General features: G+C 62.4%; 24 protein-coding genes. 14 read left to right on the top strand and 10 right to left on the bottom strand.

Annotated elements, in window-relative coordinates:
* Positions 1–64: 64 nt before the first annotated feature.
* The 5 genes from KUV45_RS03160 to metK form a co-directional block, all read right to left on the bottom strand.
* Entirely contained in the window at positions 65–868 is an 804-nt protein-coding gene (locus tag KUV45_RS03160) for a UDP-2,3-diacylglucosamine diphosphatase (RefSeq protein ID WP_222162128.1), read from the bottom strand.
* Positions 869–957: 89 nt separating this feature from the next.
* On the bottom strand, positions 958–2,955 hold the full coding sequence (gene ligB / locus KUV45_RS03155) for an NAD-dependent DNA ligase LigB (protein WP_222162129.1): 1,998 nt from the start codon (positions 2,953–2,955) through the stop codon (positions 958–960).
* Between the two features lie 260 nt (positions 2,956–3,215).
* On the bottom strand, positions 3,216–3,338 hold the full coding sequence (locus KUV45_RS20265; protein WP_261315831.1) for a hypothetical protein: 123 nt from the start codon (positions 3,336–3,338) through the stop codon (positions 3,216–3,218).
* Positions 3,335–3,556 (bottom strand): hypothetical protein, encoded by a 222-nt coding sequence (locus KUV45_RS03150; RefSeq protein ID WP_206942530.1) that lies wholly within the window; start codon positions 3,554–3,556, stop codon positions 3,335–3,337. Before KUV45_RS03150 ends, KUV45_RS20265 begins: the two co-directional genes overlap by 4 nt.
* A 617-nt stretch (positions 3,557–4,173) precedes the next feature.
* The gene (metK, locus tag KUV45_RS03145; RefSeq protein WP_206942528.1) at positions 4,174–5,394 is read right to left on the bottom strand and encodes a methionine adenosyltransferase; all 1,221 of its coding nucleotides are present in this window, start codon (positions 5,392–5,394) and stop codon (positions 4,174–4,176) included.
* A gap of 368 nt (positions 5,395–5,762) precedes the next feature.
* Here metK and tkt point away from each other — a divergent pair, with 368 nt between their 5' ends.
* The gene (gene tkt, locus KUV45_RS03140) at positions 5,763–7,754 is read left to right on the top strand and encodes a transketolase (RefSeq protein WP_206942526.1); all 1,992 of its coding nucleotides are present in this window, start codon (positions 5,763–5,765) and stop codon (positions 7,752–7,754) included.
* A 193-nt stretch (positions 7,755–7,947) separates the two neighbouring features.
* Here the strand turns inward: tkt and KUV45_RS03135 are convergent, their stop codons facing one another.
* The 3 genes from KUV45_RS03135 to KUV45_RS03125 form a co-directional block, all read right to left on the bottom strand.
* Entirely contained in the window at positions 7,948–8,370 is a 423-nt protein-coding gene (locus KUV45_RS03135) for an Hsp20/alpha crystallin family protein (RefSeq protein ID WP_222162130.1), read from the bottom strand.
* 25 nt (positions 8,371–8,395) lie between these two features.
* Entirely contained in the window at positions 8,396–8,893 is a 498-nt protein-coding gene (locus KUV45_RS03130; protein WP_222162131.1) for an Hsp20/alpha crystallin family protein, read from the bottom strand.
* Positions 8,894–9,080: 187 nt separating this feature from the next.
* Positions 9,081–10,133 (bottom strand): class I fructose-bisphosphate aldolase, encoded by a 1,053-nt coding sequence (locus tag KUV45_RS03125; protein ID WP_206942525.1) that lies wholly within the window; start codon positions 10,131–10,133, stop codon positions 9,081–9,083.
* Positions 10,134–10,310: 177 nt separating this feature from the next.
* Here KUV45_RS03125 and KUV45_RS03120 point away from each other — a divergent pair, with 177 nt between their 5' ends.
* The 5 genes from KUV45_RS03120 (at position 10,311) to fba (ending at position 14,933) form a co-directional block, all read left to right on the top strand.
* On the top strand, positions 10,311–10,700 hold the full coding sequence (locus KUV45_RS03120; protein ID WP_222162132.1) for a CidA/LrgA family protein: 390 nt from the start codon (positions 10,311–10,313) through the stop codon (positions 10,698–10,700).
* Positions 10,697–11,413: an LrgB family protein gene (locus KUV45_RS03115; RefSeq protein WP_206942521.1), complete on the top strand. Its 717-nt coding sequence runs from the start codon at positions 10,697–10,699 to the stop codon at positions 11,411–11,413. The genes KUV45_RS03120 and KUV45_RS03115 overlap by 4 nt, the downstream gene beginning before the upstream one ends.
* Positions 11,414–11,527: 114 nt before the next feature.
* Positions 11,528–12,553, top strand: a complete 1,026-nt coding sequence (locus KUV45_RS03110; RefSeq protein ID WP_206942519.1) for a type I glyceraldehyde-3-phosphate dehydrogenase — start codon at positions 11,528–11,530, stop codon at positions 12,551–12,553.
* A 70-nt stretch (positions 12,554–12,623) separates the two neighbouring features.
* A complete protein-coding gene (locus KUV45_RS03105) occupies positions 12,624–13,802 on the top strand; it encodes a phosphoglycerate kinase (RefSeq protein ID WP_206942517.1) in 1,179 nt (392 codons plus the stop codon).
* A 66-nt stretch (positions 13,803–13,868) separates the two neighbouring features.
* Positions 13,869–14,933: a class II fructose-bisphosphate aldolase gene (gene fba, locus KUV45_RS03100; protein WP_206942515.1), complete on the top strand. Its 1,065-nt coding sequence runs from the start codon at positions 13,869–13,871 to the stop codon at positions 14,931–14,933.
* 148 nt (positions 14,934–15,081) lie between these two features.
* Here the strand turns inward: fba and KUV45_RS03095 are convergent, their stop codons facing one another.
* Both KUV45_RS03095 and KUV45_RS03090 read right to left on the bottom strand, forming a co-directional pair.
* Entirely contained in the window at positions 15,082–16,167 is a 1,086-nt protein-coding gene (locus KUV45_RS03095; RefSeq protein ID WP_222162133.1) for a hypothetical protein, read from the bottom strand.
* A gap of 588 nt (positions 16,168–16,755) precedes the next feature.
* A complete protein-coding gene (locus tag KUV45_RS03090; RefSeq protein ID WP_222162134.1) occupies positions 16,756–17,037 on the bottom strand; it encodes a DUF4235 domain-containing protein in 282 nt (93 codons plus the stop codon).
* 282 nt (positions 17,038–17,319) lie between these two features.
* Here KUV45_RS03090 and KUV45_RS03085 point away from each other — a divergent pair, with 282 nt between their 5' ends.
* The 8 genes from KUV45_RS03085 (at position 17,320) to KUV45_RS03050 (ending at position 25,305) form a co-directional block, all read left to right on the top strand.
* On the top strand, positions 17,320–18,012 hold the full coding sequence (locus KUV45_RS03085; RefSeq protein ID WP_222162135.1) for an HAD family phosphatase: 693 nt from the start codon (positions 17,320–17,322) through the stop codon (positions 18,010–18,012).
* A 379-nt stretch (positions 18,013–18,391) separates the two neighbouring features.
* Positions 18,392–19,438, top strand: coding sequence for a LacI family DNA-binding transcriptional regulator (locus tag KUV45_RS03080; RefSeq protein WP_206942509.1), 1,047 nt, complete (start codon positions 18,392–18,394; stop codon positions 19,436–19,438).
* Positions 19,435–20,406, top strand: a complete 972-nt coding sequence (locus tag KUV45_RS03075) for a sugar kinase (protein WP_222162136.1) — start codon at positions 19,435–19,437, stop codon at positions 20,404–20,406. The genes KUV45_RS03080 and KUV45_RS03075 overlap by 4 nt, the downstream gene beginning before the upstream one ends.
* A 117-nt stretch (positions 20,407–20,523) precedes the next feature.
* A complete protein-coding gene (locus KUV45_RS03070) occupies positions 20,524–21,504 on the top strand; it encodes a D-glycerate dehydrogenase (RefSeq protein WP_206942507.1) in 981 nt (326 codons plus the stop codon).
* 87 nt (positions 21,505–21,591) lie between these two features.
* Positions 21,592–22,605 carry a TRAP transporter substrate-binding protein gene (locus KUV45_RS03065; RefSeq protein ID WP_206942506.1) on the top strand — a complete coding sequence of 338 codons (1,014 nt, stop codon included), beginning with the start codon at positions 21,592–21,594 and terminating at the stop codon, positions 22,603–22,605.
* A 57-nt stretch (positions 22,606–22,662) separates the two neighbouring features.
* Positions 22,663–23,268, top strand: coding sequence for a TRAP transporter small permease (locus KUV45_RS03060; protein WP_222162137.1), 606 nt, complete (start codon positions 22,663–22,665; stop codon positions 23,266–23,268).
* Positions 23,265–24,572 (top strand): TRAP transporter large permease, encoded by a 1,308-nt coding sequence (locus KUV45_RS03055; RefSeq protein ID WP_222162138.1) that lies wholly within the window; start codon positions 23,265–23,267, stop codon positions 24,570–24,572. Before KUV45_RS03060 ends, KUV45_RS03055 begins: the two co-directional genes overlap by 4 nt.
* A 52-nt stretch (positions 24,573–24,624) precedes the next feature.
* Positions 24,625–25,305: an HAD-IA family hydrolase gene (locus tag KUV45_RS03050; RefSeq protein ID WP_222162139.1), complete on the top strand. Its 681-nt coding sequence runs from the start codon at positions 24,625–24,627 to the stop codon at positions 25,303–25,305.
* The last annotated feature ends 100 nt before the right edge of the window (positions 25,306–25,405 follow it).

Genomic DNA, 25,405 nt, shown 5'->3' with positions numbered 1-25,405 from the left:
GTGCCTCTCGATGGCGGGTAACAGCCCGCCCCTCTCGGCCCTTCTCAACCCTTCTCAACCCCTCTCAGGCCCCCGCCAGGGCACCCTCGGGGCAGGCACGTGGCATCGCGGGTTCGGCCTCGATCACACGCCCCTCCCAATCGATCAATGCCAAACTGCCATCGGGACGCTCAATGAGAGCCGTGCAGTGCTCTACCCAATCACCGTCATTGCAGTACAGCACGCCATTCTGGGCGCGAAAACCGGCCTTGTGGATATGCCCCCCCACATAGCCATCCAGACCTTCTCGGCTGGCCTGATGGATCGCGGCCTGCTCAAACTGCTGCACGTACCGCTGCGCGGCACCGATACGGCCTTTCACCGCGGCTGCCAGTGACCAGTATGGCAAGCCCAGCAGACTGCGCGCCTTGTTGCACCAACGGTTAAGCGAAAGCACGAACTGATGCATGCCATCACCCAAGGCCATCAACCATGGGGCCAGGCGTACGTGAGTATCAAACTCGTCGCCGTGACTGACCAGCAGACGACGCCCGTCGGCGGTTTCGTGGATCGCACGACGCTCGATACGCACCCTATGCATGCGCAAGCCACAGAGTTGGCGCAACGCAGCATCATGATTTCCGGGAATATAGATAATCTCGCATCCGCCCTTGGCCAAGCGCAGGATGCGCCCTACCAGCCGCTGCTGTTCGGCAGGCAGCGCAGCGCGTCGATGCATGGCGATCAGATCGATGACATCTCCGACCAGATACAAGCGCTCGGGGCGAACTCGGCGCAGTAACCGCGACAGCAGCGCTGCCTGACAGTCGCGAGTGCCAAGGTGAAGATCGGAAACAAACAGGGTACGGGCGGTCAGTGACGTGGCCATGAGCATCCTCCTGTGACGCCCTAAAGCCTGTCTCTTCTTGGTGACAGCGGCGTGGCGTGGCCGTGACGATCCGATGACCGCAGGGCGCACTACTGCGCCAATGTGCCTGCCACGTCGGTAGCGCCATCATCCACCGGGTGGGACTCAGCGAATCCCGCCACGCCGACCCCCGCCAGCTGCTGCGCCAACGCTTGCACCTCCGGGTGCATCACAAACCGGCGCCAGCGCGCCGCGCCCACGCTTCCAACCCCTTCACGAGCCAGCCAGTCCCGCTGCGTCATTGCGAACAGCCCGCTCCAGCTATCGCTCTCGTCTAGATCCCCCCTCGCGGGAGCCCCTAGCGCCCGGATCCAGCGGCTGAAGCTGCGATCAGGTGTACGGGAGAAAACGTCAAACAGACGCTGCGCGGTCACTGGCCCGATGCCATCGACCTGGGCCAGCTGCTGTGGCGTCAGCCGTTGCCAGGCGAGCAGGTCATCGATCAACCCCGCCTCCAGCAGTGCCCGCCAGGTACCCTCACCGACGCCATCCAGATCCAGCGCCGCCGCTTCGCTCAACCACTCCAGGCGAGCCAGAAACTGCTGGTAGCAGTCAGGCGTGGGATGCCAGCAGCTGAGAAAGTCATAGTCCGCCGGGTCTGGAAGCGTCAGTGGAGCACGTTGGGGGGCTCGCCAGGCAACGCTCTTCACCTGAGGAATGATCAAACCAGCAAGCTGAATGACGGCCTGGTCCCCAGGGCGCAGGTCCCACTGGCGCCAGCGCTCCAGGCTACCCAGACTGACCTGGCTCAGCGTGCGCCCGTCGATGGTCACCGGCACCAGCCGTGCCACCGGAGTGATCCTTCCACTACGCCCGATCCGGAAGTCGATGCCGGCGACCTCCGCCAGGGCTTCCCGTGGCGGATACTTCCATGCCAATGCCCAGGTTGGCGGCTGGTCCGTCCAGGTTGCTGCGCCAGGGCGCCGGCCGCGTTTCACCACCACCCCATCGGTGGCGAACGGCAACGGCGTGCGATGCCAGCGATCGCGCCAGTCGGCAACCTGAGATGGCATGGACACCAGATAGCTGTACTGAGCTACCAGGCCTAGGCCCAGCGCCTCAAGGCCTGCGAGGCGATCTTCCATGTCGTCAGGCCCGGCTGGCCAACCCCAGATGAACACTCCGATACGCTGCCCCTGTTCCTGTGTCAGCGCATCACGCGCCAGCCATCCGGCGATCCGGTTGCGCGCACCGCTGCCACCCTGGGTCCGCTGTACGTGCTGGGACAGTCGCTCGAACAGCTCTCCCTGAAACACCAGGGTGCCGTCATTGGCCCATGCAGACCAGGCGTCAGGTAGGTGCTTGGGGATGGCGTCTATCATGGCAGCGTGGTGAGTCCAGCGACGCCCTTCATGGCGGTTGCCACGGCTGACAAGACCCGCCAACTGACCGTCCCGATAGATCAACGTCATCGCGACGCCATCGACCTTGGGCTGTATCCAGATATCTCGTGTACAGCCGCTCGCCCTCGAGGTTGCCAACTCCACCGCGGCGGTAATCGAGAGAGCGTCAACGGTACCGGCGTCAAACAACGGGTCGCGAGACAATGCCTGGTCCTCGCTGGCAACAAGTCTGGCGCTGGCAGTCGCCGGAGGCTCCGCGCATACTCTATCCAGCCACTGCTCCACCTGGCGGATATCCTCGGCCTTGCGCAAGCCTCCATGAGCCACCGGATGTGCCAGCCGCTGGTCAGACAGCGTCTCATCAACAGACAGCGTCTCGTCAACAGACAACGAGGCGCCTGCCTCTGCAGCGTCGGGAACGGCGAGCGGAAAGCAGACACCTAACTCCTGATAACGCTGCCAGGCTTGGTCGAACACATCGTCACTGACCGGTGAGCTACCATCTTGCCGATAGGCAAGCTCCCAGGCATCGAGCCGCTGCTTTCTCTCGGCAAGTTGCTCGCTGGCAATAGCGTGGGACCACGCGGGACATTCGGCCATGGCCGCCCCGGACAGCGGCCACCACATCAGCAGTAGTATCCATGGGAGCAGAGCGCGCCACCTAGGGATGACGGCGCCGATGACGCGGATATCCTTGCTGCGCATCACTGGCCCTCCGTGGCCACTAACACCAGACCTGCTGGCTCGCACGACATCTTCACGACAGCTATTGCAGACAGCGACTACAAGCCGAGACAGGGCTTAGAGACCGGGATTCGAGACAGGCACTCGCTGGCCTTTGTCACCTGTGGCCTTTACCAGCAGGTCCTGAACGATCGCCCACTATTGCCCCACTATTGCCCCACTATCGCCTCACCAACCGCCCCACCAACCGCCCCACCATCGCCCCCGCGCTACACGCAGACTCAGATGTCGCCGTGCTGGCGGCTCCGAAGGTGCCGGTCACTCCGCTTTACCGCCCACCACGTCAACCCCAGCAGCGGAGACGCAATGGCGATACCCAGCAATATCTGCTGTGCGATCGTCATAGCGAGGCCTCCCCGGCTGGCCGGTGGGTCGGCATGACAACATTGCCGGCAAGCCGCGACAGCCGCTGGGTCGCCAGCACGAATGCTGGAACACTCAAGGCAATCACGATGACGGCCGTGAGCAAGCCCTGCTGCTGCAACAACATCATCATGATGGCGGCGGCGGTCACCAGGAATGTCGCCAAGGCCGCCGCGACTTCAAGCGCCAGCTTGGTCAAGAACAACTCGCGGTACTGCAGATAGGCATCGCCTTCCAGGCAGCCGTCCTGAGGCTCGCGAGATGACCTTGCTGCACATGGCTCTGAACATGTGTCTGACCATGGCTCTGAACCTGTGTCTGACCATGACGTGACTGATGATGTCATTGTTGGGGGATAGCGCGTATCGACCCTCTGCTGCTCCTGGTATCGGCTCATTTGTTCGATTCCCCTGTCGTATCGCTGTGGGCAACCAGGCAGCACATTTGCCTGACGGGGCCTCTTGGATGGCGGTTCCTCTGTCCTGGAGGACGCTGGCACCTGGCCGGATACTGGTCAGTTTAGTCGGCGGCTGCGAAGGCTACTGTGGACATGCTTGCTAAGGAATAGAACCGGGACCAAATCACACTCTGCCCCCCATCTTGTCGTCACAAAAGGGGAGAAACGCTCACATGAATACGCAAGAAAGTAAGCATCTTCTTCGCAGTCAGTAGCTATTCACCCAGCCCTGGAGATATCGCCCCTTGCCGATCGCTGGCAGAGCAAAAAAGACCCGCCCAGCTTGGCTGGGCGGGTCTTGGTATGACGGACACCAGGCGGGAGGCTAGCGTGTCGTCAATCTATCACCAGCGGGCACATTACAGCCCTGCTGCACTCCGCAGCGCATCGGCACGATCCACCTTCTCCCACGGGAAGGCGGTGAAGGTCTCGGTGTGAGTCTTGCCCTCGGTATCGGTCCAGCTATAGCTGGCCTCGAAGGGTTCACGGCCGAAGTGGCCGTAGGCCGCTGTCAGCTGATACATGGGGTGCAGCAGGTCGAGCATGCGGGTAATCGCATTGGGGCGGAGGTCGAAGTGTTCACGCACCAGCTCGACGATACGCTCATCGTCGATACGGCCTGTACCAAAGGTATTGATGGAAACAGAGGTAGGCTCTGCCACCCCGATCGCGTAGGACACCTGAATCTCACAGCGCTCTGCCAGCCCCGCTGCCACGATGTTCTTGGCCACATAGCGGCCTGCATAGGCGGCGCTGCGGTCGACCTTGGACGGGTCCTTGCCGGAGAAGGCGCCGCCACCATGGCGCGCCATGCCACCGTAGGTGTCCACAATGATCTTGCGCCCGGTCAGTCCACAGTCTCCTACCGGACCACCAATCACGAACTTGCCGGTCGGATTGATGTGGTAGCGGGTATTGTCCGACAGCCACTCCGCCGGCAGCACATGTTCGATGATCTCGCGCTGAACCATCTGACGCAGCTGTTCCTGATCGATCTCCGGATCATGCTGGGTCGATAGCACCACCGCGTCGACGGCACAGGGCTTGCCCGTATCGTCGTAGCGCATGGTCAGCTGGCTCTTGGCATCTGGACGCAACCAGGGCAGCAAGCCCTGCTTGCGCAGCTCGGCCTGACGCTCGACCAGACGATGGCTGTAATGAATCGGCGCCGGCATGTACGACTCGGTCTCGTTGGTGGCGTAACCGAACATCAGGCCCTGATCGCCAGCCCCCTGATCCTCCGGCTTGTCGCGATCCACGCCTTGGGCGATCTCGACACTCTGCTTGCCGATCAGGTTCATCACCCCGCAGGTTTCCCCGTCGAAGCCTACGTCGGAGGAGGTGTAGCCAATATCCATGATCACCTTGCGCACCAGATCTTCGAGATCGACCCAAGCGGAGGTGGTGATCTCACCGGCCACGATGGCGACACCAGTCTTGACCAGCGTTTCGCAGGCCACGCGGGCATTCTTGTCCCGCGCGATGAGCGCATCGAGCACGGCATCGGAAATCTGGTCAGCAATCTTGTCCGGGTGTCCTTCGGACACGGACTCGGAGGTAAACAGGGAGTATTCGCTCATGGCGTCCTCGACCCTCTGTAGGATAATCGGCAGGCGGGCCTGGCAGGTGGAAACAGAAGCGTCCGCTGGAGCGGGCGCAATGTGCAGATTCCGCGCGGACCTGGCGGAGCAGAATTCTACACGCTCGACCGCTCTGTTCCTAGCGATCCGGCTGCCTGCGGGCCGCCGCTACGGCCAGGGTCAAGGCTGCGTGCATTTGATGGATCGCCCTTTTCCGGCGACAATATGTCCCCGACCGATCTGCGCCGCCCCTTCGCCCTCGCTGTCCGCGGGCTTGACTGGCGGCGCTCAGCCTTGACGCCGCTGCGCCGCCCACACCGGGCACGCCAACGTCAGATTGACACTTTGCCCCAGGCGAGGAGCCCTCAATGCCGTCCCGTTTCGAACTGGCCAACGCCATTCGCGCCCTTTCCATGGATGCTGTCCAGAAAGCCAACTCCGGCCACCCCGGAGCCCCGATGGGCATGGCCGATATCGCTGAGGTACTGTGGAACGACTATCTCGTCCACAACCCCGACGATCCCAAGTGGGCCGATCGCGACCGTTTCGTGTTGTCCAACGGCCACGGCTCCATGCTGCTCTACTCCCTGTTACACCTGTCCGGCTATGACCTGGGCCTGGAAGAGCTGCAGAACTTCCGTCAACTGCACGCCAAGACCGCCGGCCATCCGGAATACGGCTACGCGCCAGGCGTCGAGACCACCACTGGACCGCTTGGTCAGGGGCTGGCCAACGCGGTGGGCATGGCCATGGCGGAGCGCACGCTCGCGGCGCAATTCAACCGTCCGGGTCATGAGGTCGTCGATCATCACACCTACTGCTTCCTGGGTGACGGCTGCCTGATGGAAGGCATCTCCCACGAGGTCGCGTCCCTCGCCGGAACTCACAAGCTGGGCAAGCTGGTCGCCTTCTACGACGACAACGGTATCTCCATCGACGGCGAGGTCGAAGGCTGGTTCACCGACGATACTGCCAAGCGCTTCGAGGCCTACGGCTGGCACGTGGTGCCCAATGTCGACGGCCACAAGCCCGAAGAGATCAAAGCGGCCATCGAGATGGCCCGCGCCCAGGATGATCGTCCCAGCCTGATCATCTGCAAGACCATCATCGGTTTCGGCTCCCCGAACAAGCAGGGCAAGGAAGAGTGTCACGGCGCTGCGTTGGGCGAGGAAGAAGTCGCCGCAGCCCGCAAGCAGCTTGACTGGCCCCATGCGCCGTTCCACATCCCCGAAGAGGTGTATCAGGGCTGGGATGCCTGCGAGCGCGGCAAGCAGCACCAGGCGGACTGGCAAGCACGCTTCGAACGCTACCAGGAGGCACACCCGGAACTGGCGCGTGAATTCCTGCGGCGTCAGAAGGGCGAGCTGCCTAGCGAACTGAACAGCGAAGCACTGGTTGAGGCGGCACAGCAAAAAGGCGACACCATCGCCTCACGCAAGGCGTCCCTTGGCTGTCTGAACGAGCTTGGCCCTCAGCTGCCAGAATTGCTTGGCGGCAGCGCCGACCTGGCACCGTCCAACCTGACCTTCTGGAAGGGCGCTGAAGCCATCACCCCGGAAGCCCCTGGCGGCAACTACCTGCACTACGGGGTGCGTGAGTTCGGTATGGGCGCCATCATGAACGGCATCGCGCTGCATGGTGGTTTCGTTCCCTACGGTGCCACCTTCCTGATCTTCATGGAATATATGCGCAATGCCGTGCGCATGGCGGCGCTGATGAACCAGCAGGCGATCTTCGTCTACACCCACGACTCCATTGGCCTGGGTGAAGACGGACCGACCCACCAGCCCATCGAGCAGCTGACCAGCCTGCGCACCACCCCCAACCTGTGCACCTGGCGTCCTGCGGATGCGGTCGAGACGGCAGCAGCCTGGGCCCATGCCATCAAGCGCAGCGCCGGCCCCACTGCGCTGGTCCTGTCACGCCAGAACCTGCCCCACCAGGACCGCAGCAAGAGCCAGCTGGCCAATATCCAGCGCGGCGGCTACGTGTTGAAGGACAGTGAAGGCACCCCTGAGCTGATCCTGATCGCCACCGGTTCCGAGCTGACCCTGGCCATGCAAGCCGCCGAGTCACTTGAGGCCGACGGCAAGCAGGTGCGCGTAGTGTCGATGCCGGCCACCGATGTGTTCGACAGCCAGGACGCTGACTACCGAGAGTCGGTCCTGCCGCGCAATGTGCGTGCACGCCTGGCCATCGAGGCGGGACACCGCGACTACTGGACCAAGTATGTGGGCTTGGACGGCGACGTCATCGGCATGTCCAGCTTCGGTGAATCGGCACCTGCCGGCGATCTGTTCAAGCACTTCGGCTTCACCGTGGACAACCTGGTGGCCCGCGCCAAGGCTTTGCTCGACTAGGCCATCAGCGCTTAGCTCAGCCAGTCCGGCTACAGGTTCCACACTCAGCGTGTGGCTGCTGACAGCGCGTACTGGTGGTGAGCGAAAAATGAAAGGGGCACGGCGAACGCCGTGCCCCTTTTTATTGAACCGCACCGAGCTGACTCACGGCAGCGAGAGAGACGGGCCTGAGTCGCTGCACAGGCGCTCTGACCTAGGCCGCCTCGACCTCGATGCGGCGCGGTTGATGACTCGCCCTTCGCGGTAGTCTGATGGTCAACTGGCCATGCTCCATGTTCGCCACGATAGCATCCGTGTCGAGTTCAGGACTCAGAGTAAAACGCCGAGCGTAGCCACTGGCCTTGTACTCTGCATACAGGGAGGCCATCCCATCAGGGATAGACAGTGCCATTTCGCCCTCAATGGACAGCACCCCGTCATGTACCTCGATACTCACGCCGTCCCTGGACACCCCAGGCATATCGGCTACGAGCACGACGGCCTCCCCGTCCTCACGAATATCCACCCTTGGCATCAGGTGTTCTTTGTCGCGCGCCGGCAGCGGTGTCTGTTGTGATGCATGGGGAGAGCCACTCTGGGAAACCGGCGCAGGTTCATGGCGTGCTACGTCGTTCATCGCTATGTCCTCCTGTCGAGTCGTTTCAGTGCAAAGCGTCGACCTGGATGCGCCGCGGCTTCAGCTCCTCGCGCTTGGGCAACACGACTTCGCAGACGCCGTGACGGTGAGACGCCCGAGCGCGGTCCACATCGACTCCTTCCGGCAACGCGATGCTGCGCTTGAAGTCGCCGCTAAAGCGCTCCTGTCGGTATCGCGTCGGGGGCGCATCCGCAGGTTCTGCTGCGTCTTCGCGCCGACCACTGATCGTCAGCAGGTTGCCCTGCACACTCAGCTCCAGTGAGGCGGGGTCCATGCCGGGCACAAACAGATATACGTGCACGGCGTCATCGGTACGACCAATGTTGATGGCAGGAAAGCTATCCGCTGCCACCGAGCGAATATCCGCTGCCCCGTACGGGGTGGAAAGATGGTGAGGCGAGAACGCTCTGGAAGAGAAGGGTGACGCCTGGTCCAGCCACTGTTGCATCCAGCGGAATGGAGCATCCATTTCTGCATCGAAACGCCTGAGATCTCCAAACATGGTGAACACCTCCGACAGTAACGTTGTGACAGGGGGTTTCCCCTAAACGCTACATAGGTGTCAAAAGACGAAAATCAAGCCCTCCAAAAAAAATCCCGCCAGTCCCTGTTGGAACTGGCGGGTTCTCGAGGCGCCGCTAGAGACGCCCGTTAGGAGATCAATGTCTGCCTGACACTCTCAGTCGCCGTCAGGCGATTGTCACGTCCGGGGCGAGATAGACGTCCTGAATCGCATTAAGCAGGGCAACGCCCTCGCGCATCGGCTTCTGAAACGCCTTGCGGCCGGATATCAGCCCCATGCCCCCGGCACGCTTGTTGATGACAGCGGTGCGCACGGCCTGGGTCAGGTCCCCCTCCCCGCTCGAAGCGCCCCCGGAGTTGATCAGCCCGGCACGCCCCATGTAGGCGTTGGCCACCTGATAACGGGCCAGGTCGATGGGGTGATCGCTGGTCAACTCGCTGTAGACCTTTTCATGGGTGTTACCAAAGCCGATCTTGCGGTAGCCGTCGTTGTTCTCAGGCAGCTTCTGTTTGACGATATCCGCCTTGAGCGTTGCCGCCAGGTGGACCGCCTGGCTGGTGAGGTCGGAGGCAACGTGATAATCCGTTCCCTCATGCTTGAAGCCCGGGTTACGCAGGTAGGCCCACAGCACGGTAACCATCCCCAGCTCGTGCGCACGCTCAAAGGCGGCACTGATCTCTTCGATCTGACGACGGCTTTCCGGTGAGCCAAAGTAGATCGTCGCACCGACCGCTACGCAGCCCATGTCAAAGGCCTGGTCGACCTCAGCGAACAGCGTCTGGTCATACAGGGCGGGATAGGTCAGCGTCTCGTTATGGTTGAGCTTGAGCATCATCGGAATGCGATGAGCGTAGCGACGCGCGACCGACGACAGACCACCAAGGGTAGAGGCCACGGCATTGCAGCCCCCTTCAATGGCCAATTCGACAATGTTGGCGGGATCAAAGTAGATGGGGTTGGGCGCAAAGGATGCCCCGGCGGAGTGCTCGATCCCCTGATCCACTGGCAGGATACTCAGATATCCTGTGCCGCCCAGCCGGCCGTGATCGAACAGCGTCTGCATGCCCCGCAGCACCGCCGGGGTCCTATCGGAGTCCATCATGACGCGGTCGACAAAGTCGGCACCGGGCAGGTGCAGCTGCTCCTTGGCAATTCCACGACACTCGTGCGTCAACAGATCCTCTGCCTCGGCGCCCAGCCAGCTGGCAATATCACTCATCATGCATCTCCCTGTCGTGCCCGAATCCGTCGGGCGGTCGGTAAAGGTCAACGTCAACAGGGTAGCGGAAGAGCATCACGAACGAGAGCCCCCAAAGCTGACCCGGGTGTCAGTTATCGGCACAATGGCTCATTTCCATTGGCCCCAGTCAGTGACATGACGCACTTGAGGAATGATATGGCGGCGCTCAATACATCGGTTCTACGAGGTTTCCTGTGGCTTTGCCTGTTCTGGCTGGCTGGCGACCTGGCAACAGGCGTCGGACAGCTGCCACTATCCCCCGGCGTCGTGGGGTTGATGCTGATGACGGGCTTCCTGCTGGCGCGTGGCAGAATGCACGCCGACATTGCTGCGGCGGCACAACCTTTGATCATGCTGCTGGCGATGCTGATCATGCCCGGCGTGGTCGGCGTCTTCTGGGTCTTCGACCAGCTGGCCGGTTACTGGCTGGCGGTCGGCCTGGCGCTGACGCTGGGTACCCTGCTTAGCGTGGCCAGCACCTTGTGGCTGATGCAGCGCCTGCTTCCCCAAGACACGCCGTCTGCTCCCTTCAGGAATACCCCATGAGCCTGTCCATCACGGATTACCTGAGCATGCCCATGCTGGCCATCGTGCTGTCGATTGGCGCTTATCTCGCGGGTATGGCCCTGTTCAAACGCCTGGGCTCGCCGGGATGGTGTCCCCCGGTATTGCTGGCTTCGCTGCTGCTTGCTGCCTTGCTGAAAGGGGGCTCCATCGACTACGCGGACTATCGCGAAGGAGCACAGTGGCTGATGCTCCTACTGGGCCCCGCCACCGTCGCCTTGGCCGTGCCGCTCTATCAGCAGATGCACCACGTGCGCGCGCTGTGGAAACCACTGCTGGTGTGCTTGCCCATCTCTACGGTGCTGGCCGCCTTCTATGCGCTGGCCATCGCCTGGTCGCTGGGGGCGCCACCGGAGCTTTTGGCCTCGCTGGCCCCCAAGTCCGTGACCGCCCCTATTGCCATGGGGGTGACAGAGCGCCTGGGAGGCTCCGTGTCGATCTTGATGGGGGGCCTGCTGATCACCGGCGTCGCCGCAACGGCCTGTGTCAGCTTGCTGGGCAAGGTGTTCAGGATCACCGATCAGCGTCTGCTGGGCCTGGCGCTGGGTATCAACGGCCATGCCATCGGTACGGTGCGTGCCTTTGAACTGGGCCCCACCGCCGGCGCCTTTGCATCGCTCGGCATGACCTTGACCGGCGTACTGACGGCCTTGCTGATGCCATTGGCCTGGGAGCTGACAGGCCTTGCTGGCTGAAACGATTCACTACCTCAGGGTACGCCACAAGCGGCCAGTAGCCGCGACGTGGGGGCCGATTTGAGATAGACTCTCGCGCCTGTGTCCATCCCACTCAGGAGAGTGTCGAGCCCCATGGCCCAGCGTATTGCCATCAATGGCTACGGTCGCATTGGCCAGTGCGTCCTGCGAGCCCTCATCGAGCGCAATGACCCTTCCCTGGAAGTGGTCGCCATCAATGAGCTATCGGGCCTCGATACCATTACCTACCTCACTCGCTACGATACGACCCATGGTCGCTTTCCTGGCAGTGTGGAAAGCCGCGATGGCCACCTGCTCATCAATGGGCACCCCATCCGCGTGCTGTCAGAGGCAGAGCCCGACCGACTGCCCTGGAAAGCGCTGGATATCGACCTGGTGCTGGAGTGCTCGGGCAGCTTCAAGGACCGCGCTACCGCCGAGCGACATCTGGCTGCCGGCGCCCGGCGTCTGCTGTTCTCACAGCCCGCAGAGAGCGATGTCGACGCCACCATCGTCACCGGCATCAATGACAGCGACCTGACTGCCTCCGCCAGGGTGATCTCGGCAGCATCGTGCACCACCAACTGTCTGGTGCCGATCCTGACCATTCTGGATGAAGCCTTGGGCATCGAGCACGGTGTCACGACCACCATTCACTCGGCCATGAACGACCAGCCCGTGATCGATGCCTACCACCAGACCGATCTGCGCCTGACTCGCTCGGCCATGCAGTCTATCGTGCCGGTGGATACCGGCCTGGCGCGGGGGATCAACCGCCTGATGCCGCACCTGGCAGAGCGCTTCGAGTGCCTGCATGTGCGGGTGCCGACCATCAATGTCTCGGCCATGGACCTGTCGATCTGTGTGCAGCGCGATACCTCGGCCCAGGCTGTCAATCGCCTGCTGCAGGAGGCCAGCAACTCCAGGCTTGCTGGCCTGTTGGGGTACACCGAGGAGCCCATGGCATCCATCGACTTCAACCACGATCCGCGCTCCGGTATCGTAGACGCCACCCAGACGCGGGTGGCCGGTGGTCGCCTGCTGAAGCTGCTGTGCTGGTTCGACAATGAATGGGGCTTCGCCAACCGCATGCTCGACGTGGCCACGCGCCTGAACCAGTTGCCCCGAGCGTTACCGTGATGCCTCTTCCCCTGGCCATTCTTTCCTACTCGATGTCTCTCTCAGACCGTTCAGACGAGGATCTGCCGACATGAACGTGCGCAAGATGACCGATCTCGACCTCAAGGGTCAGCGGGTGCTGATTCGTGAAGACCTCAACGTACCCGTCAAGCATGGTCAGGTGACCAGTGATGCCCGACTGCGCGCCAGTCTGCCGACGATCAAGGCCGCCCGGGATGCTGGCGCCAAGGTCCTGCTGATGAGCCACCTGGGGCGCCCCACCGAAGGTGAGCCCGCCGATGAGTTCACGCTTGCACCGGTGGCCGCCTACCTGGGCGACCTGTTGGACTGTCCGGTACGACTGGTCACCGACTATCTGGACCAGGCCCCGGAACTGGAAGACGGCGACGTTGTACTGCTCGAGAACGTGCGCTTCAACAAGGGTGAGAAAAAGGACGACGATGCCCTGGCCCAGCGCTATGCGTCACTCTGCGACGTGTTCGTGATGGATGCATTCGGCACCGCCCACCGCGCCCAGGCATCGACCCACGGCGTCGCGCGCTTTGCTCCCACTGCCTGCGCCGGCCCGCTGCTCGCCGCCGAACTCGACGCCCTGGAAAAAGCCCTGGCCACGCCCAGACGGCCGATGACGGCCATTGTCGGTGGCTCCAAGGTTTCCACCAAGCTTGAGGTGCTCAACGCCCTGTCCGAGAAGTGCGATCAACTGATCGTTGGCGGAGGCATCGCCAATACCTTCATCGCAGCGGCGGGACATAACGTCGGCAAGTCGCTGTACGAAGCCGATCTGGTGGGCAAAGCCAAGGCCTTGATGGCCAAGGTCGAGATCCCGCTGCCTACCGATGTGGTCGTGGCGACCGAGTTTTCCGACTCGGCAGAGGCGGTCACCAAGCCAGTCGACCAGGTTGCGGACAATGAAATGATTCTGGACATTGGTCCAGAGAGCGCCGCGCGCCTGGGCGATATGCTGAAAAGCGCCGGCACGATCCTGTGGAACGGCCCAGTGGGCGTGTTCGAGATCGACCAATTCGGCGGTGGCACCGAGGCCCTGTCCCACGCGATTGCCCAGAGCGACGGTTTTTCCATCGCCGGCGGTGGTGACACCCTGGCCGCCATCGACAAGTACGGCATCGCCGACCAGGTGTCCTACATCTCTACCGGTGGCGGCGCTTTCCTTGAGTATGTCGAAGGCAAGGAACTGCCCGCGGTCGCTGCCCTGGAAGCAGCGGCACGTCAGGCCACTGACGCCTAACCACCCGATTACGTCATGGGCGTGCCTGCGGCACGCCCCTTACCCCTAATAGACTCAGGTATCTCCATGGCACTCGTCAGCATGCGCCAACTGCTGGATCACGCCGCCGAACACGGCTACGGCGTCCCGGCCTTCAACGTCAACAACCTTGAGCAAGTCCGCGCCATTATGGAAGCGGCCGATGCCACCGACTCACCGGTCATCCTGCAGGCCTCCGCAGGGGCGCGTAAATACGCCGGCGCTCCCTTCCTGCGCCACCTGATCCTCGCCGCCGTTGAAGAGTTTCCGCATATCCCGGTGGTCATGCACCAGGATCACGGCACCAGTCCTGCGGTGTGCCAACGCTCCATCCAGCTCGGTTTCTCTTCCGTCATGATGGACGGCTCACTCGGCGAAGATGGCAAGACGCCTACCGACTACGCCTACAACGTCGACGTCACTCGCCGTACGGTCGATATGGCCCATGCCTGCGGCGTGTCCGTGGAAGGCGAGCTGGGTTGCCTGGGCAGCCTGGAAACCGGCATGGCCGGCGAAGAAGACGGTATCGGCGCGGAAGGCAAGCTCAGCCATGACCAACTGCTGACGGATCCGGAAGAAGCGGCTGACTTCGTCAAGTCCACCGGTGTCGATGCCCTGGCAATCGCCATCGGCACCAGCCACGGTGCCTACAAGTTCACTCGCCCGCCGACCGGCGACACGCTGTCAATCCAGCGCATCAAGGAAATCCACGAGCGTATTCCGGACACCCACCTGGTCATGCATGGCTCTTCCAGCGTGCCCCAGGAATGGCTCCAGGTCATCAACGCCCACGGCGGGGCGATTCCCGAGACCTACGGTGTACCGGTTGAGGAAATTGTCGAAGGCATCAAGCACGGTGTGCGCAAGGTCAACATCGATACCGACCTGCGTCTCGCCTCCACGGGTGCCGTGCGCCGCTTCCTGGCTGAAAACCCGGCAGAGTTCGATCCGCGCAAGTTCCTCAAGCTGACCGTGACGGCCATGAAGGATATCTGCATCGCCCGCTATGAGGCCTTCGGCACTGCCGGCAATGCCAGCAAGATCAAGCCGATCAGCCTGGACGACATGTTCGAGCGTTATGCCCGCGGAGAGCTGGACCCCAAGGTGAAGTAACACCACCGCGAGCAGCCCGCTGGATCGATACGCCCTCGCCTCCCAAGGAGGCGAGGGCGTTGTAGTATCGGCTGCGGGGCAGGCGCTGACTCATCAGAGCGCAGACGGTACCTTACTGATCCGCAGCCCACAGCCATCATCCTGTGGCTTAGTCGGTAGCGTCTTCCAGGCGCCGCCTCAACGGAATGTTGCTGTCCGCTCTGTGCGTGGCGAGTGACAGGTCTGCACGAATATCCGCAATGGCGTCCAACACCGGCTCCAGCGCTGTCAGCTGGCGCGGAGCACGCAGTCGGCGCTCCAGAGACCGATAGACTTCATCGGGATCCTCACCCGGTGCATGGCTGGCGGTGAAGGGCGCCAGGGACGGACCATTGGCGGCGACAGGCTCGAACAGACGCGCATAGGGGTCTTCTCCCGACCAAGACAGACACAGCAAGTGATCCCGTGTCACCTGCACATTGAGGTCCGGCAGGCTTCGCGCCAGCCGCACCAGCGTATCGATCACATCGCCGGAGAGAAACGCCGCCAGTGCCTCGCTCTCTTCCGTACAGGCGACGAAGTAACGGGCGAAGTCACCTTCTCCCCACACCTCACCTGTACTGCCATGGTGCAGCGGGCGCCATTTCCCCTCTCGCAGGTTGCAAAGATCCACCGCCGCGACATGTTGCAGATCGCAGATCAAACCATTGCGATAGTAGGTGCGGCGGTCCTTGTCCGTACCCTCGTCATAGGCAAACCGGTAAACCCAGTACTCACCCGCAACACGCTCATCGATCGCCTTGCGACAATAGAGCAGCTCGCCATTGTCTGAGTATGTCCGCTGAAAATCGGTGATCTTGCCGCGCAGCGTCGCCAGCATGGCGCCAAGATCCACGTCCGGCTCGGCCAGGCGAAAGTCCAGCTCTGCCGCGCGCTGCACCAGCTGACGCAGAAAGGCGGCGACATTTTCGGTGGCATGGAAGTCAAACCCAAGCAGAGCCACCCCGATCACCGCCAGGGGCAACAGCCACGGCCAGGAAAGCCCCCCCGCCAGCGTAATGACAAAGCCCAACGTCCCGAGCAACAAGCACAGCAAGCCTAGCGCCGTCATGCCGGCGGAGGGTCGCGGGTTCAGAGAGATTCCCCGGTCCCGGGCACGGTCCAGCACGTCGATCAACGCCTCCCGAGACAAGGCCGCCTCGGCAGTGCGTTTTTCGCGGCGCACGAACCGGTATGCCTTCCAAAGCGGCGTCATCGTCGCGGCCCTCGTCTACTCATGTCTTTCTACTCATGTCGATAAATGATCTCGTCCACTCGGGGAAGCGCGCGGTGCCAGCCGTCTAGGTCATGACACGATCTTGACCCTACGGCGGGGGGCGCATTCGTTCAGGGCAACTCGAAGGCACGCCCTTCTTGCCGGACGCTGGAGCTCTCCGCGAGTGAAACACATCTCATCATTTCCCCTGAGACATAGCTGTGCCCAAGCGATAGACATGGCGCACTACAGCGCAGTGACGAGCGAGGGCTCTCAGGAGGGGAGGCCATTGACTGACAGGGGCATCGACCCGGGCAAGCGCTACTGAGACAGGAAAATAAGGGCTCACCCGGAACGTCTCTGCGGATGATGCGTTATCCGCCTCCCGGGAGACTTGGGGCTGGGGCTTGGGCTGGGGCTTGGGCTGGGACAGCCGCCATCGCCCAAGGCTTTTGCATGCGCGGCGCGAAAGCGGTGGAGCTGGTGGGCCAGGCCCAGAGGAAGGTCACGTCATGAGGGGCACCGCCAGGCATCATGGAGGTGTCTGGCGCCCTGAGCGCCAGACACACAGCCACACCCGCGAAACGTCTACTTGCCGGGTCGAGGCAGACGGTGCCGCGAGCGCCGGCGCTGAGCGAGGGCCTTGTTGCCGGCGCTGCGCCCGACTACCCGCGCTACGCCCACCAGGACTCCCGTGGCAGCGCCCCAAAGCAGCGCGTCTCGCCAGCGCACGTCGTCCCGCTCAGGATTATCCGGCGGCTCGGCATCCGCCACCTTGCGATACGTCTTCTCGGCTGCCTGTCTCGACATCAGGCTGGCCCCTACCGCGGCGACGGATCCGACAATGGACCACAGTGTCTCTTCCTTCACATTTACCTCCTTGAACTTTGACGATGCCCGCTTCACTGGCGGGCAAATCAAACGGGTACTCCTTCCCCGAATGTGAGATGTCGAACATCACGCCAAATCAGCATAGCCAAGACCGCCCCCTCCCCTCAAACCGGTCATTCATGCACCGCAATAGTGCACAATGCGCAGCGTGAGAAAACAGTGTTCAAAAATTATGGTTTTCGCCTACGAACACAGGCAGACTCCGCGGAAATCTGCAACACTGTTCGATAACGCTATTGCACGACTCGCGAGGTCGCTCCCATGCCCCGCCCTCTATGCCTTCTATTTGACTGTGACGGCACGCTGGTAGACAGCGAGCCACTGCTGGCGGCAGAAATGGCCGTCAGCCTGACTGCAGCCGGCCTTCCCTTCAGGGCCGAAGATTACATGGGCGATTTTCGCGGGGCGCGGTTTCGCAATATCGTAGCGGCGCTCGAGGCTCAGCATGGCCGTGTCGACCCCGACCATTTAGAGTCTCTCGAAGCCAGCATGCGTGCCAACCTCAACCGCCGACTGGCTACCGACCTGACGCCAATTGCCGGCGCCACCGAAGCGCTGGCTGCGCTATCCCACTACTCCATGGGCGTGGTCTCGAATGGGCCTGAAAACAAGGTCCGCACGTCCCTGGCTACCGTCGGCTTGACGGAGGTCTTTGGCAACCGGCTCTTCAGCGGCTACACCGCCAATTGCTGGAAGCCTGATCCCTGCCTGTATCTTCACGCGGCAAGCATCATGGGTTTCGCCGCCGAGGACTGCGTGGCCATCGACGATGCCATCGTTGGTGTCCAGGCGGCCCTAGCCGCCGGCATGACGGTGATACACCTCAATCGCTTTGCCGATGCAGAGGAGACCCCTGAGGGCGCCCACATGATCACCAGCATGTTTCAACTGCCCACCGTCATCGGCCGCCTCCAGCGCGACCGCAACCGCCACTCGATGATATCCAGCGGCTAAGAAAACACCGCATAAAGGCCTGCGACCACGATTCATTGGGTTGCGCGCTGCTCGAACTTCTCAGCTATACCGCATAGGCTTCGGATCTGCGCGGCGGTCGCCTTGGGCCGCTCGGCTGATGACTTCAACGCTGCCCTAAGCTCGCTCACTTCTGCTTTTCATGGCCCGGCTGGCTGCCGGGCCTTTTCATTGATGCGCGTCACACCCGACCTTTGTCTAAGCCCTGACTCCTTGCCCGACGCCCGCCTTGACGCCTAAGCTTTGCACCATATGGGAACGTTCCCATTTTGACCCAGAGTGGCGTGACGCCGCCGCCATGGATACCTCTTGAACCCATATCTTTTCGCGCCATCAACCCCGCCTGAGACTCTGCCAGAGCATGAACCAACGACAACACCGCGCCACGATTCTGGAAGTTGCCCGCGAAGCCGGGGTCTCCAAGACCAGTGTGTCCCGCTACTACAGCGGTGAGCGCGAGCGCCTGTCTACGGCCATGCAGGAGCGTATCGTGGCGGCGGCAACGGCCTTGGGCTATCAACCGAACCCCATGGCCAGAGGACTCAAAGGAGGTCCCTCAGGCTTGATCGGCATGCTGGTTGCCGATATCCACAATCCGTACTCCGTCGCCATCATGCACGGCGTGGAAAAGGCCTGCCGACAGGCCGGGCTGTCGCTCATGCTATGCAACAGCGACAACGACCTTGATCAGGAGCGCCAGCAGCTGGCGTTACTGTCCTCCTATCGTATCGAAGGGCTGGTGGTGAATGCGGCGGGCCGCCACAGCGATGCGCTCGCACAGCTGGCGGCGAGCGGAACTCCGATGGTGCTGCTGGACCGTTCGCTCAAGGGAGTCGATGTCGATGAGGTGGGCCTGGATAACGCCACCGCCATCGATATGGCCATCGACCATTTGGTCGAGCAGGGTTACACCCGCCTGCTGTTTGTGTCTGAGCCCCCAGCTCAGGCGAGCTCACGCCAGGCCCGCCTGGAGCGTTTTGAGACGCAATGTCGTGCACGCGCTCTCGATGCACAGACGCTGGCGCTCGAGCTGAAAGACCACCAGGCGCTGGACGCGGCGCTTGCCCGTCATGTGGATCACCCTCATCCGTCCTGCGCCGTTCTCTGTGCCAACGGCCAGGTCACCCTGGCCGTGGCACGACGGATGAAATACCTCGGCTACCCCCTGGGAGAGATCGGGTTGATGGGTATCGACGAGCTAGAGTGGTGCGACCTGACCGATCCCGGCATCACCACGCTGGAGCAGCCTACCGACCTGATCGGCCAGGCTGCTGTTGACTGTCTGAAGCAGCGCAGCAGCCATCAGGCGACGGCAGCGCGTCGCCACATGTTCGCCCCTACCCTTGTTCCGAGAGGATCGACCCAGCGGCCACTGGCCACCTCTTCATCACCCGAGATTCCATCATGAACCACGATACTCCCGACATTCTCTCCTTCGGCGAGGCCATGGCCCTGTTCGTTGCCGACGTGCCTGGCGATCTGGCCGACGTCGAAAGCTTCTCACGCGGCTGCGCGGGGGCCGATACCAACGTCGCCATCGGCCTGTCGAGACTGGGGTTCAACGTCGGCTGGATGAGTCGTGTCGGCAACGACAGCTTTGGTCGCTATCTGCGCTCGACGCTGGAAAAAGAAGGTCTCGACTGCCGCTATCTGACCACCGACCCGGACCATGCCACCGGCCTGGTGTTCAAGGAACGCGCCGAGGGAGGCGCCGACCCGAGGGTCGAGTACCTGCGCAAGAACAGCGCCGCCAGCCAGATGTCGGTGGCGGACGCAGCCCAGATCGACATTCCATCGCTGCGGCACCTCCATGCAACCGGCATCACGCCCGCCGTATCGGCGAGTTGTCTGGAGCTATCGCGCCATCTACTGGGCCAGGCCCGCCAGCACGGGGTCAGCGTATCGTTCGACCCCAACCTCCGCCCCACCCTGTGGGCCAGCGAGCAGCAGATGCGCACCACCCTCAATGAGCTTGCTGCCCATGCCAACTGGGTCTTGCCTGGCCTTGCCGAGGGCAGGTTGTTGACCGGCCAAGACACGGCCCATGACATCGCAGGCTTCTACCTGGACCAGGGTGCCGAGGCGGTGGTGATCAAGCTGGGGCCTGAAGGCAGTTTCTACCGCGGCCGTCTCACAGGTCAGGATGAGGCTTTCACCGTACCCGGCGTGCCGGTCGCCAAGGTGGTGGATACGGTCGGTGCTGGCGACGGCTTCGCGGTAGGTTTCGTCAGCGCCATGCTGGACGGCCTGGCCCCCCGTGAGGCGCTCAAGCGCGCCAACCTGATCGGTGCCGCGCAGGTGCAAGTCCTGGGCGACATGGAAGGCTTGCCGAGTCGTGCTCGGCTGGGCCAGCTGGAAGCCGCGCTGCCTGCCTGAGCCGTGGCGTTGCCGCCAGGGACATCCTCGCGGCAACACCCCCACTGGCAGCCACGATCCGACCGCTATCCGACCACGACAGTAACAACAACCGCGACAACGACAAGAGAGTCCCCCATGACCCGACGTATTCTGGTGTTTCGCGAGATCAGCGCCGATCAGCTCGACAGCCTTCGCGCTGACTTCGAGGTCGACTACCTGCCTCACGTGACCCATGCCGATGACCCTGAGTTCATGGACGCCCTGTCACGGGCCCACGGACTGGTCGGCGCCAGCCTCAAGATCACTCCAGCCCTGCTCGATCAGGCCCCGCAGCTCGAGGCCATCGCCAGTATCTCGGTGGGCTATGACAATTACCCTGTCGAGGAGCTGACCCGTCGCGGCATCTTGCTGTGTAACACGCCGGATGTGCTGACCGAGACCACCGCCGACACCGGCTTCTTGTTGATCATGAGTACCGCCCGGCGCGCCATCGAGCTGGCCGAGCTGATCAAACAAGGCAAGTGGACAGAAAGCATCGGCAAATCTCACTTCGGCACCGACGTGCACGGCAAGACCTTAGGCATGGTCGGCATGGGGCGTATCGGTGCCGCCATCGCCCGTCGCGGTGCGCTGGGCTTCGGCATGAAGATTCTCTACGCCAAGGCCTCGCCCAAGCCGGCACTGGACGCAGAACTGGGTGCACAGCACCGAGAGCTCGATCAATTGCTGGAAGAAGCGGACATCGTCTGTGTCACGGTGCCACTGACCGAAGAAACGGAAAAGCTGATCGGCGCCGCCGAGTTCGCCCGCATGAAGGCCGGAGCGATCTTCGTCAACGTGGCCCGGGGCAAGGTGGTCGATGAAGCCGCCATGATTGCAGCGCTCAAGGACGGCACCCTGCATGCAGCCGGTCTCGACGTATTCGAGAAGGAACCCTTGCCCGCCGACTCTCCGTTGCCGCACATGGCCAACGTGGTGGCGCTGCCCCACATTGGCTCCGCCACTCACGAAACCCGCACGGCCATGGCACAGCGCGCTATCGACAATATTCGGCTGGCGCTCAGCGGCCAACGCCCACTGAGTCCGGTCAATGCAGACGATCTGAACGACGGATAGACGCCGGGCGACAGCTTCGGCAGGTCGCCCGTTTCACCGGCTCCACCTGTAACACCCCAGGTACATACCACAATAAATGAGGTAATCATGGCACACGCCCTCGCCCCCTCCCGCCGCACTACCCTGACTCGCCTCGGCCAGAGCCTGCTGGCCGGCGCCACGCTGGTCGCAGGACTGAGTCTTACTGCCCCGGTTCACGCCTACGACCTGCGCTTTGGTCATGGCGGCACGGAAGACACCGCCTATCACCTTGGCGCCACCCGGTTCAAGGAACTGCTGGAAGAGCAGGACGTCGATCTTGGCGTCCAGATCATGGGAAATTCCGTGCTTGGCCACGAGACCGAGATGTTTGAGCAGCTGATGGCTGGCGCCCTGGATATGTCCATCGTCAACCCCGGCTTGATCACCGACTTCTCTGACACGGCCAATGTCTTCTCCATTCCCTTCCTGTATCGCGATCAGGAGCACTGGCAGACCGTCCTGGACGGCGACGTGGGCCGGGAAATCGCCGACCAGATCACCGCCGAAACCGGCGTGAAAGTGCTGGCGTTCTTTGGTGGCGGCAAGCGCCAGATCGTCTCCAGCCGGCCGCTGGAAAGTCTCGATGATCTCGATGGCATGAAACTGCGCACCAATCCTACCAAGCCCCTCATCACCGCCTGGTCGGCGCTGGGGACAGACCCGACCGTCATGGCATGGAAAGAGATCTACACCGGTCTGCAACTGGGTGCCATTGATGGCCTGCTCAATGAAGCCGAGTGGATCCACCGCATGCGCTTCCACGAGGTAGCGCCCCATATCGGTCTGTCCGAGCATGACATCACCGTGCGCTTGCTGACCATGTCGGAACTGACCTGGGACCGGCTGGACGATGCCCAGCAGGAAGCGGTCATGGCAGCCGCCAGCCAGGCCGCCAGCTACGCCCGCGGCGTGCAGCTCGAACAAGATGCCGAAGCACTTGAGCTGCTGGTGGAAGAAGGGGCCACCCTGCATGAGCTCGACCGCGAGCAGATGCAGCAGATCGTACGTGAACCGCTCGCCGAAGTGATTGACGAAATGGGGCTGAGCGAGCTCCACCAGATGATCGTCAACGCCGAGTAATGATCCTTCAAGCACCGGGGCCTGCCCCGGTGCCCACCGTCTCAAGAGGATGAAGCCATGAGGCTCTTCCTGGATCTTCTTGCGCGCATCAATCGCGCCCTGGAGAAACTGCTGCACTGGGTATTGCTGGCCCTGCTGTTCGGCTTTATCGCCCTGATCATCTATCAAATCGTCAGCCGCAACCTGCCTTTGCTGCCTCGCCTGTACTGGACAGAAGAGTTCAGCCGGTTTGCGTTCCAGTGGATGATCATGCTCGGCACCGCCATTGGCGTGCTGCATGCGGATCACTTCGTGCTGGAAGCCTTTCCGCGAGGTTCCCGCGCCGATCGACTGACCCGCTGGATACGCGATCTTGCCTGTCTTGCCGTCGGCACGATCTTCGTCGTGCACGGCCAGGAGTTCGCCCTCTCGGGTCTTCGTCGCAGCGCCACGGCCTCCGGCATGTCGATGATCTTCGTCTACGCCACCTTCATGGTCTGCGGCGTGTTCATCATGTTGTTCGCCATCGAACGTCTGCTCCGTGCCGCACTCGACGGCCTCGATAGCATGGAAGCTGCCATGAACACTCCGGATCCCGTACAGGAATCCATCGATGCGCAGCAAGGTCACCAGGTGACCTTGGAGACGCCCTCTCAGGACGCTAGTGACGGGAGGCCCTCATGATCTCCATGGATGCACTCTTTATCCTGCCGTGGCTGCTGTTCGGCCTGCTTGGCGTGCTGATTGTGGTGGGCGTGCCGATTGCCATGGCGCTGGTACTGACGGCGGTCGGCATGGTGATACTCGACCCCCGCCTGACCTACTGGGTCATGTTCCAGCGCATGTACAACGGCATGGACTCCTTCGTGTTGCTCGCCGTGCCGCTGTTTCTGCTGGCTGGCAATCTGATGAACGCTGCGCGTATCACGGATCGCCTGATCACCCTGTGCATGCGCCTGGTGGGTCATGTCAAAGGCGCCCTGGCCCACGTCAATGTCATGGTCAGCATGCTGTTTGCCGGCGTATCGGGTTCGTCTACTGCCGATAGCGCAGGCGTCGGCACCGTGCTGATTCCAGCCATGCAGCGAGAGGGCTACCCCACTCACTTTGCCGTTGCCGTGACGGCAGCATCATCGGTGATGGGCATCATCATTCCCCCGTCGATCAACATGATCGTCTGGGGAGCGCTGACCAACACCTCCATTGCGGGTCTGTTTCTCGGTGGTATCTTGCCAGGGGTGATGATCGGCATCGCACAGCTGCTGATGAACGTCGGCTATGTGCGACGCTACCAGGTGCCCGTGCGTCCCCGCGCCAGCTGGCGACAACTGGCCAGTTCCGGCAAGGACGGGCTGCTGGCTGCCGGCATCCCGGTGGTCATCATTGGCGGCATCACGCTGGGTATCGTCACTCCGACAGAGGCCGCCGTGATCGCCGTGCTGTACGCCCTGGCCCTGGGCTTCATCGTCTATCGGGAGCTCAGCTTCCGCCAAGTACTGGATGCGTCCACCGACACGGTACGGCTGTGCTCGCTGTCGCTCTTCAGCCTCGTCGGCGCGGCCATCTTCGGCTACCTGATCAGCTTCTACCAGATACCTCCCAAGCTGATGCAAGGCGTCAACATCACCGACCCGATCACCTTGCTCATCATCATGACGGTGGTCATGCTGGTCATCGGTACCTTCATGGACTCACTGCCGGCAATGGCCATCATGGCACCAATCTTCCACCCCCTGGCCATGCAGGCGGGCGTTCATCCCGTGCAGTTCGGCGTCATCGCCGTCATGGCCCTCGGCCTAGGGCTGATCACTCCCCCCTATGGACTGTGCTTGATGATATCCGCCAAGATCGGGGGAATTCCCCTGCTCAAGGCGCTTGGCACGACCATGCTGTACCTGTCGATCATGCTGGCGGTCATTTTGCTGCTGATTGTCTTCCCCGACATCGTGCTGACCATACCCCGTCTGATTGCACCGGATTTTGTCTGACCATCCTGGTGGCGACCGTCGACGCGGTCGCCGCTCCATCAATGAGGAACCCATGTCCCAGACTCAGCCGCCCCTTTGCCTGCTGTTCGATTCCGACGGCACCCTGGTAGACAGCGAGCCGTTGCTGGCGCGTGCCATGGCCGACACCTTTCCGCCCTTTGGCCTGCCGTTTTCCGCCGAACAGTACATGGAGGAATTTCGCGGCGTCCGCTTTCTCGACATCGTGCAGGAGCTGGAAAGACGTTTCGGCTCGCTGGCTGACGACCAGCGTCAGATCATGGAAGATCGCCTGCGCGCCAACATGGCCGAGCGCATGGAGCAGGAACTCGTGCCGATAGCGGGTATCCCGCAGGCGCTGGACGCCCTGGCCGACCACCCCAAGGCGGTAGCCTCCAACGGCCCTATCGCCAAGATTCGACTGGCCATGGCAACCACCGGACTGGCCCCGCACTTCGGCGATCACCTCTTCAGCGCTTACGAGCTGGGTGTATGGAAGCCGGACCCGGGGCTCTACCTAGCCGCTGCAGAGGCCATGGGCGTATCCCCCGAGCACTGCGTCGTCATCGATGATGCCGCCGTCGGTGTCGAAGCAGGCCTTAAGGCAGGAATGCAGGTGATTCACATCAACCACTTCCCGGAAGAAGAAGACACCCCGGAAGGGGCGGTGGGTATTACCCATGCAGACCAGCTGGTCGACACCATCGAGCGCCTCGCCGCCAAGTCCACGATGTAAGTCACCGCGGGGCGGCTCCCCTCGCCATACATCCGTATTGGCTTGATGAGAGGAGCCTTGCCTCTATGCGCGATTGGCCACAACGCCTCCAAAACCAGAC

The sequence above is a fragment of the Halomonas sp. DP3Y7-2 genome (genome assembly GCF_019800795.1).
Classification (GTDB): domain Bacteria; phylum Pseudomonadota; class Gammaproteobacteria; order Pseudomonadales; family Halomonadaceae; genus Halomonas; species Halomonas litopenaei_A.
This window is presented reverse-complemented; position numbering and strand designations above follow the sequence as displayed.

What these genes read in the sequence shown, in the direction of transcription:
- KUV45_RS03160 (WP_222162128.1), bottom strand. Translation starts at nt 868, where the DNA reads ATGGCCACGTCACTGACCGCCCGTACCCTGTTTGTTTCCGATCTTCAC.
- ligB (WP_222162129.1), bottom strand. Translation starts at nt 2,955, where the DNA reads ATGCGCAGCAAGGATATCCGCGTCATCGGCGCCGTCATCCCTAGGTGG.
- KUV45_RS20265 (WP_261315831.1), bottom strand. Translation starts at nt 3,338, where the DNA reads ATGACGATCGCACAGCAGATATTGCTGGGTATCGCCATTGCGTCTCCG.
- metK (WP_206942528.1), bottom strand. Translation starts at nt 5,394, where the DNA reads ATGAGCGAATACTCCCTGTTTACCTCCGAGTCCGTGTCCGAAGGACAC.
- tkt (WP_206942526.1), top strand. Translation starts at nt 5,763, where the DNA reads ATGCCGTCCCGTTTCGAACTGGCCAACGCCATTCGCGCCCTTTCCATG.
- KUV45_RS03135 (WP_222162130.1), bottom strand. Translation starts at nt 8,370, where the DNA reads ATGAACGACGTAGCACGCCATGAACCTGCGCCGGTTTCCCAGAGTGGC.
- KUV45_RS03130 (WP_222162131.1), bottom strand. Translation starts at nt 8,893, where the DNA reads ATGTTTGGAGATCTCAGGCGTTTCGATGCAGAAATGGATGCTCCATTC.
- KUV45_RS03125 (WP_206942525.1), bottom strand. Translation starts at nt 10,133, where the DNA reads ATGAGTGATATTGCCAGCTGGCTGGGCGCCGAGGCAGAGGATCTGTTG.
- KUV45_RS03120 (WP_222162132.1), top strand. Translation starts at nt 10,311, where the DNA reads ATGGCGGCGCTCAATACATCGGTTCTACGAGGTTTCCTGTGGCTTTGC.
- KUV45_RS03115 (WP_206942521.1), top strand. Translation starts at nt 10,697, where the DNA reads ATGAGCCTGTCCATCACGGATTACCTGAGCATGCCCATGCTGGCCATC.
- KUV45_RS03110 (WP_206942519.1), top strand. Translation starts at nt 11,528, where the DNA reads ATGGCCCAGCGTATTGCCATCAATGGCTACGGTCGCATTGGCCAGTGC.
- KUV45_RS03105 (WP_206942517.1), top strand. Translation starts at nt 12,624, where the DNA reads ATGAACGTGCGCAAGATGACCGATCTCGACCTCAAGGGTCAGCGGGTG.
- fba (WP_206942515.1), top strand. Translation starts at nt 13,869, where the DNA reads ATGGCACTCGTCAGCATGCGCCAACTGCTGGATCACGCCGCCGAACAC.
- KUV45_RS03095 (WP_222162133.1), bottom strand. Translation starts at nt 16,167, where the DNA reads ATGACGCCGCTTTGGAAGGCATACCGGTTCGTGCGCCGCGAAAAACGC.
- KUV45_RS03085 (WP_222162135.1), top strand. Translation starts at nt 17,320, where the DNA reads ATGCCCCGCCCTCTATGCCTTCTATTTGACTGTGACGGCACGCTGGTA.
- KUV45_RS03080 (WP_206942509.1), top strand. Translation starts at nt 18,392, where the DNA reads ATGAACCAACGACAACACCGCGCCACGATTCTGGAAGTTGCCCGCGAA.
- KUV45_RS03075 (WP_222162136.1), top strand. Translation starts at nt 19,435, where the DNA reads ATGAACCACGATACTCCCGACATTCTCTCCTTCGGCGAGGCCATGGCC.
- KUV45_RS03070 (WP_206942507.1), top strand. Translation starts at nt 20,524, where the DNA reads ATGACCCGACGTATTCTGGTGTTTCGCGAGATCAGCGCCGATCAGCTC.
- KUV45_RS03065 (WP_206942506.1), top strand. Translation starts at nt 21,592, where the DNA reads ATGGCACACGCCCTCGCCCCCTCCCGCCGCACTACCCTGACTCGCCTC.
- KUV45_RS03060 (WP_222162137.1), top strand. Translation starts at nt 22,663, where the DNA reads ATGAGGCTCTTCCTGGATCTTCTTGCGCGCATCAATCGCGCCCTGGAG.
- KUV45_RS03055 (WP_222162138.1), top strand. Translation starts at nt 23,265, where the DNA reads ATGATCTCCATGGATGCACTCTTTATCCTGCCGTGGCTGCTGTTCGGC.
- KUV45_RS03050 (WP_222162139.1), top strand. Translation starts at nt 24,625, where the DNA reads ATGTCCCAGACTCAGCCGCCCCTTTGCCTGCTGTTCGATTCCGACGGC.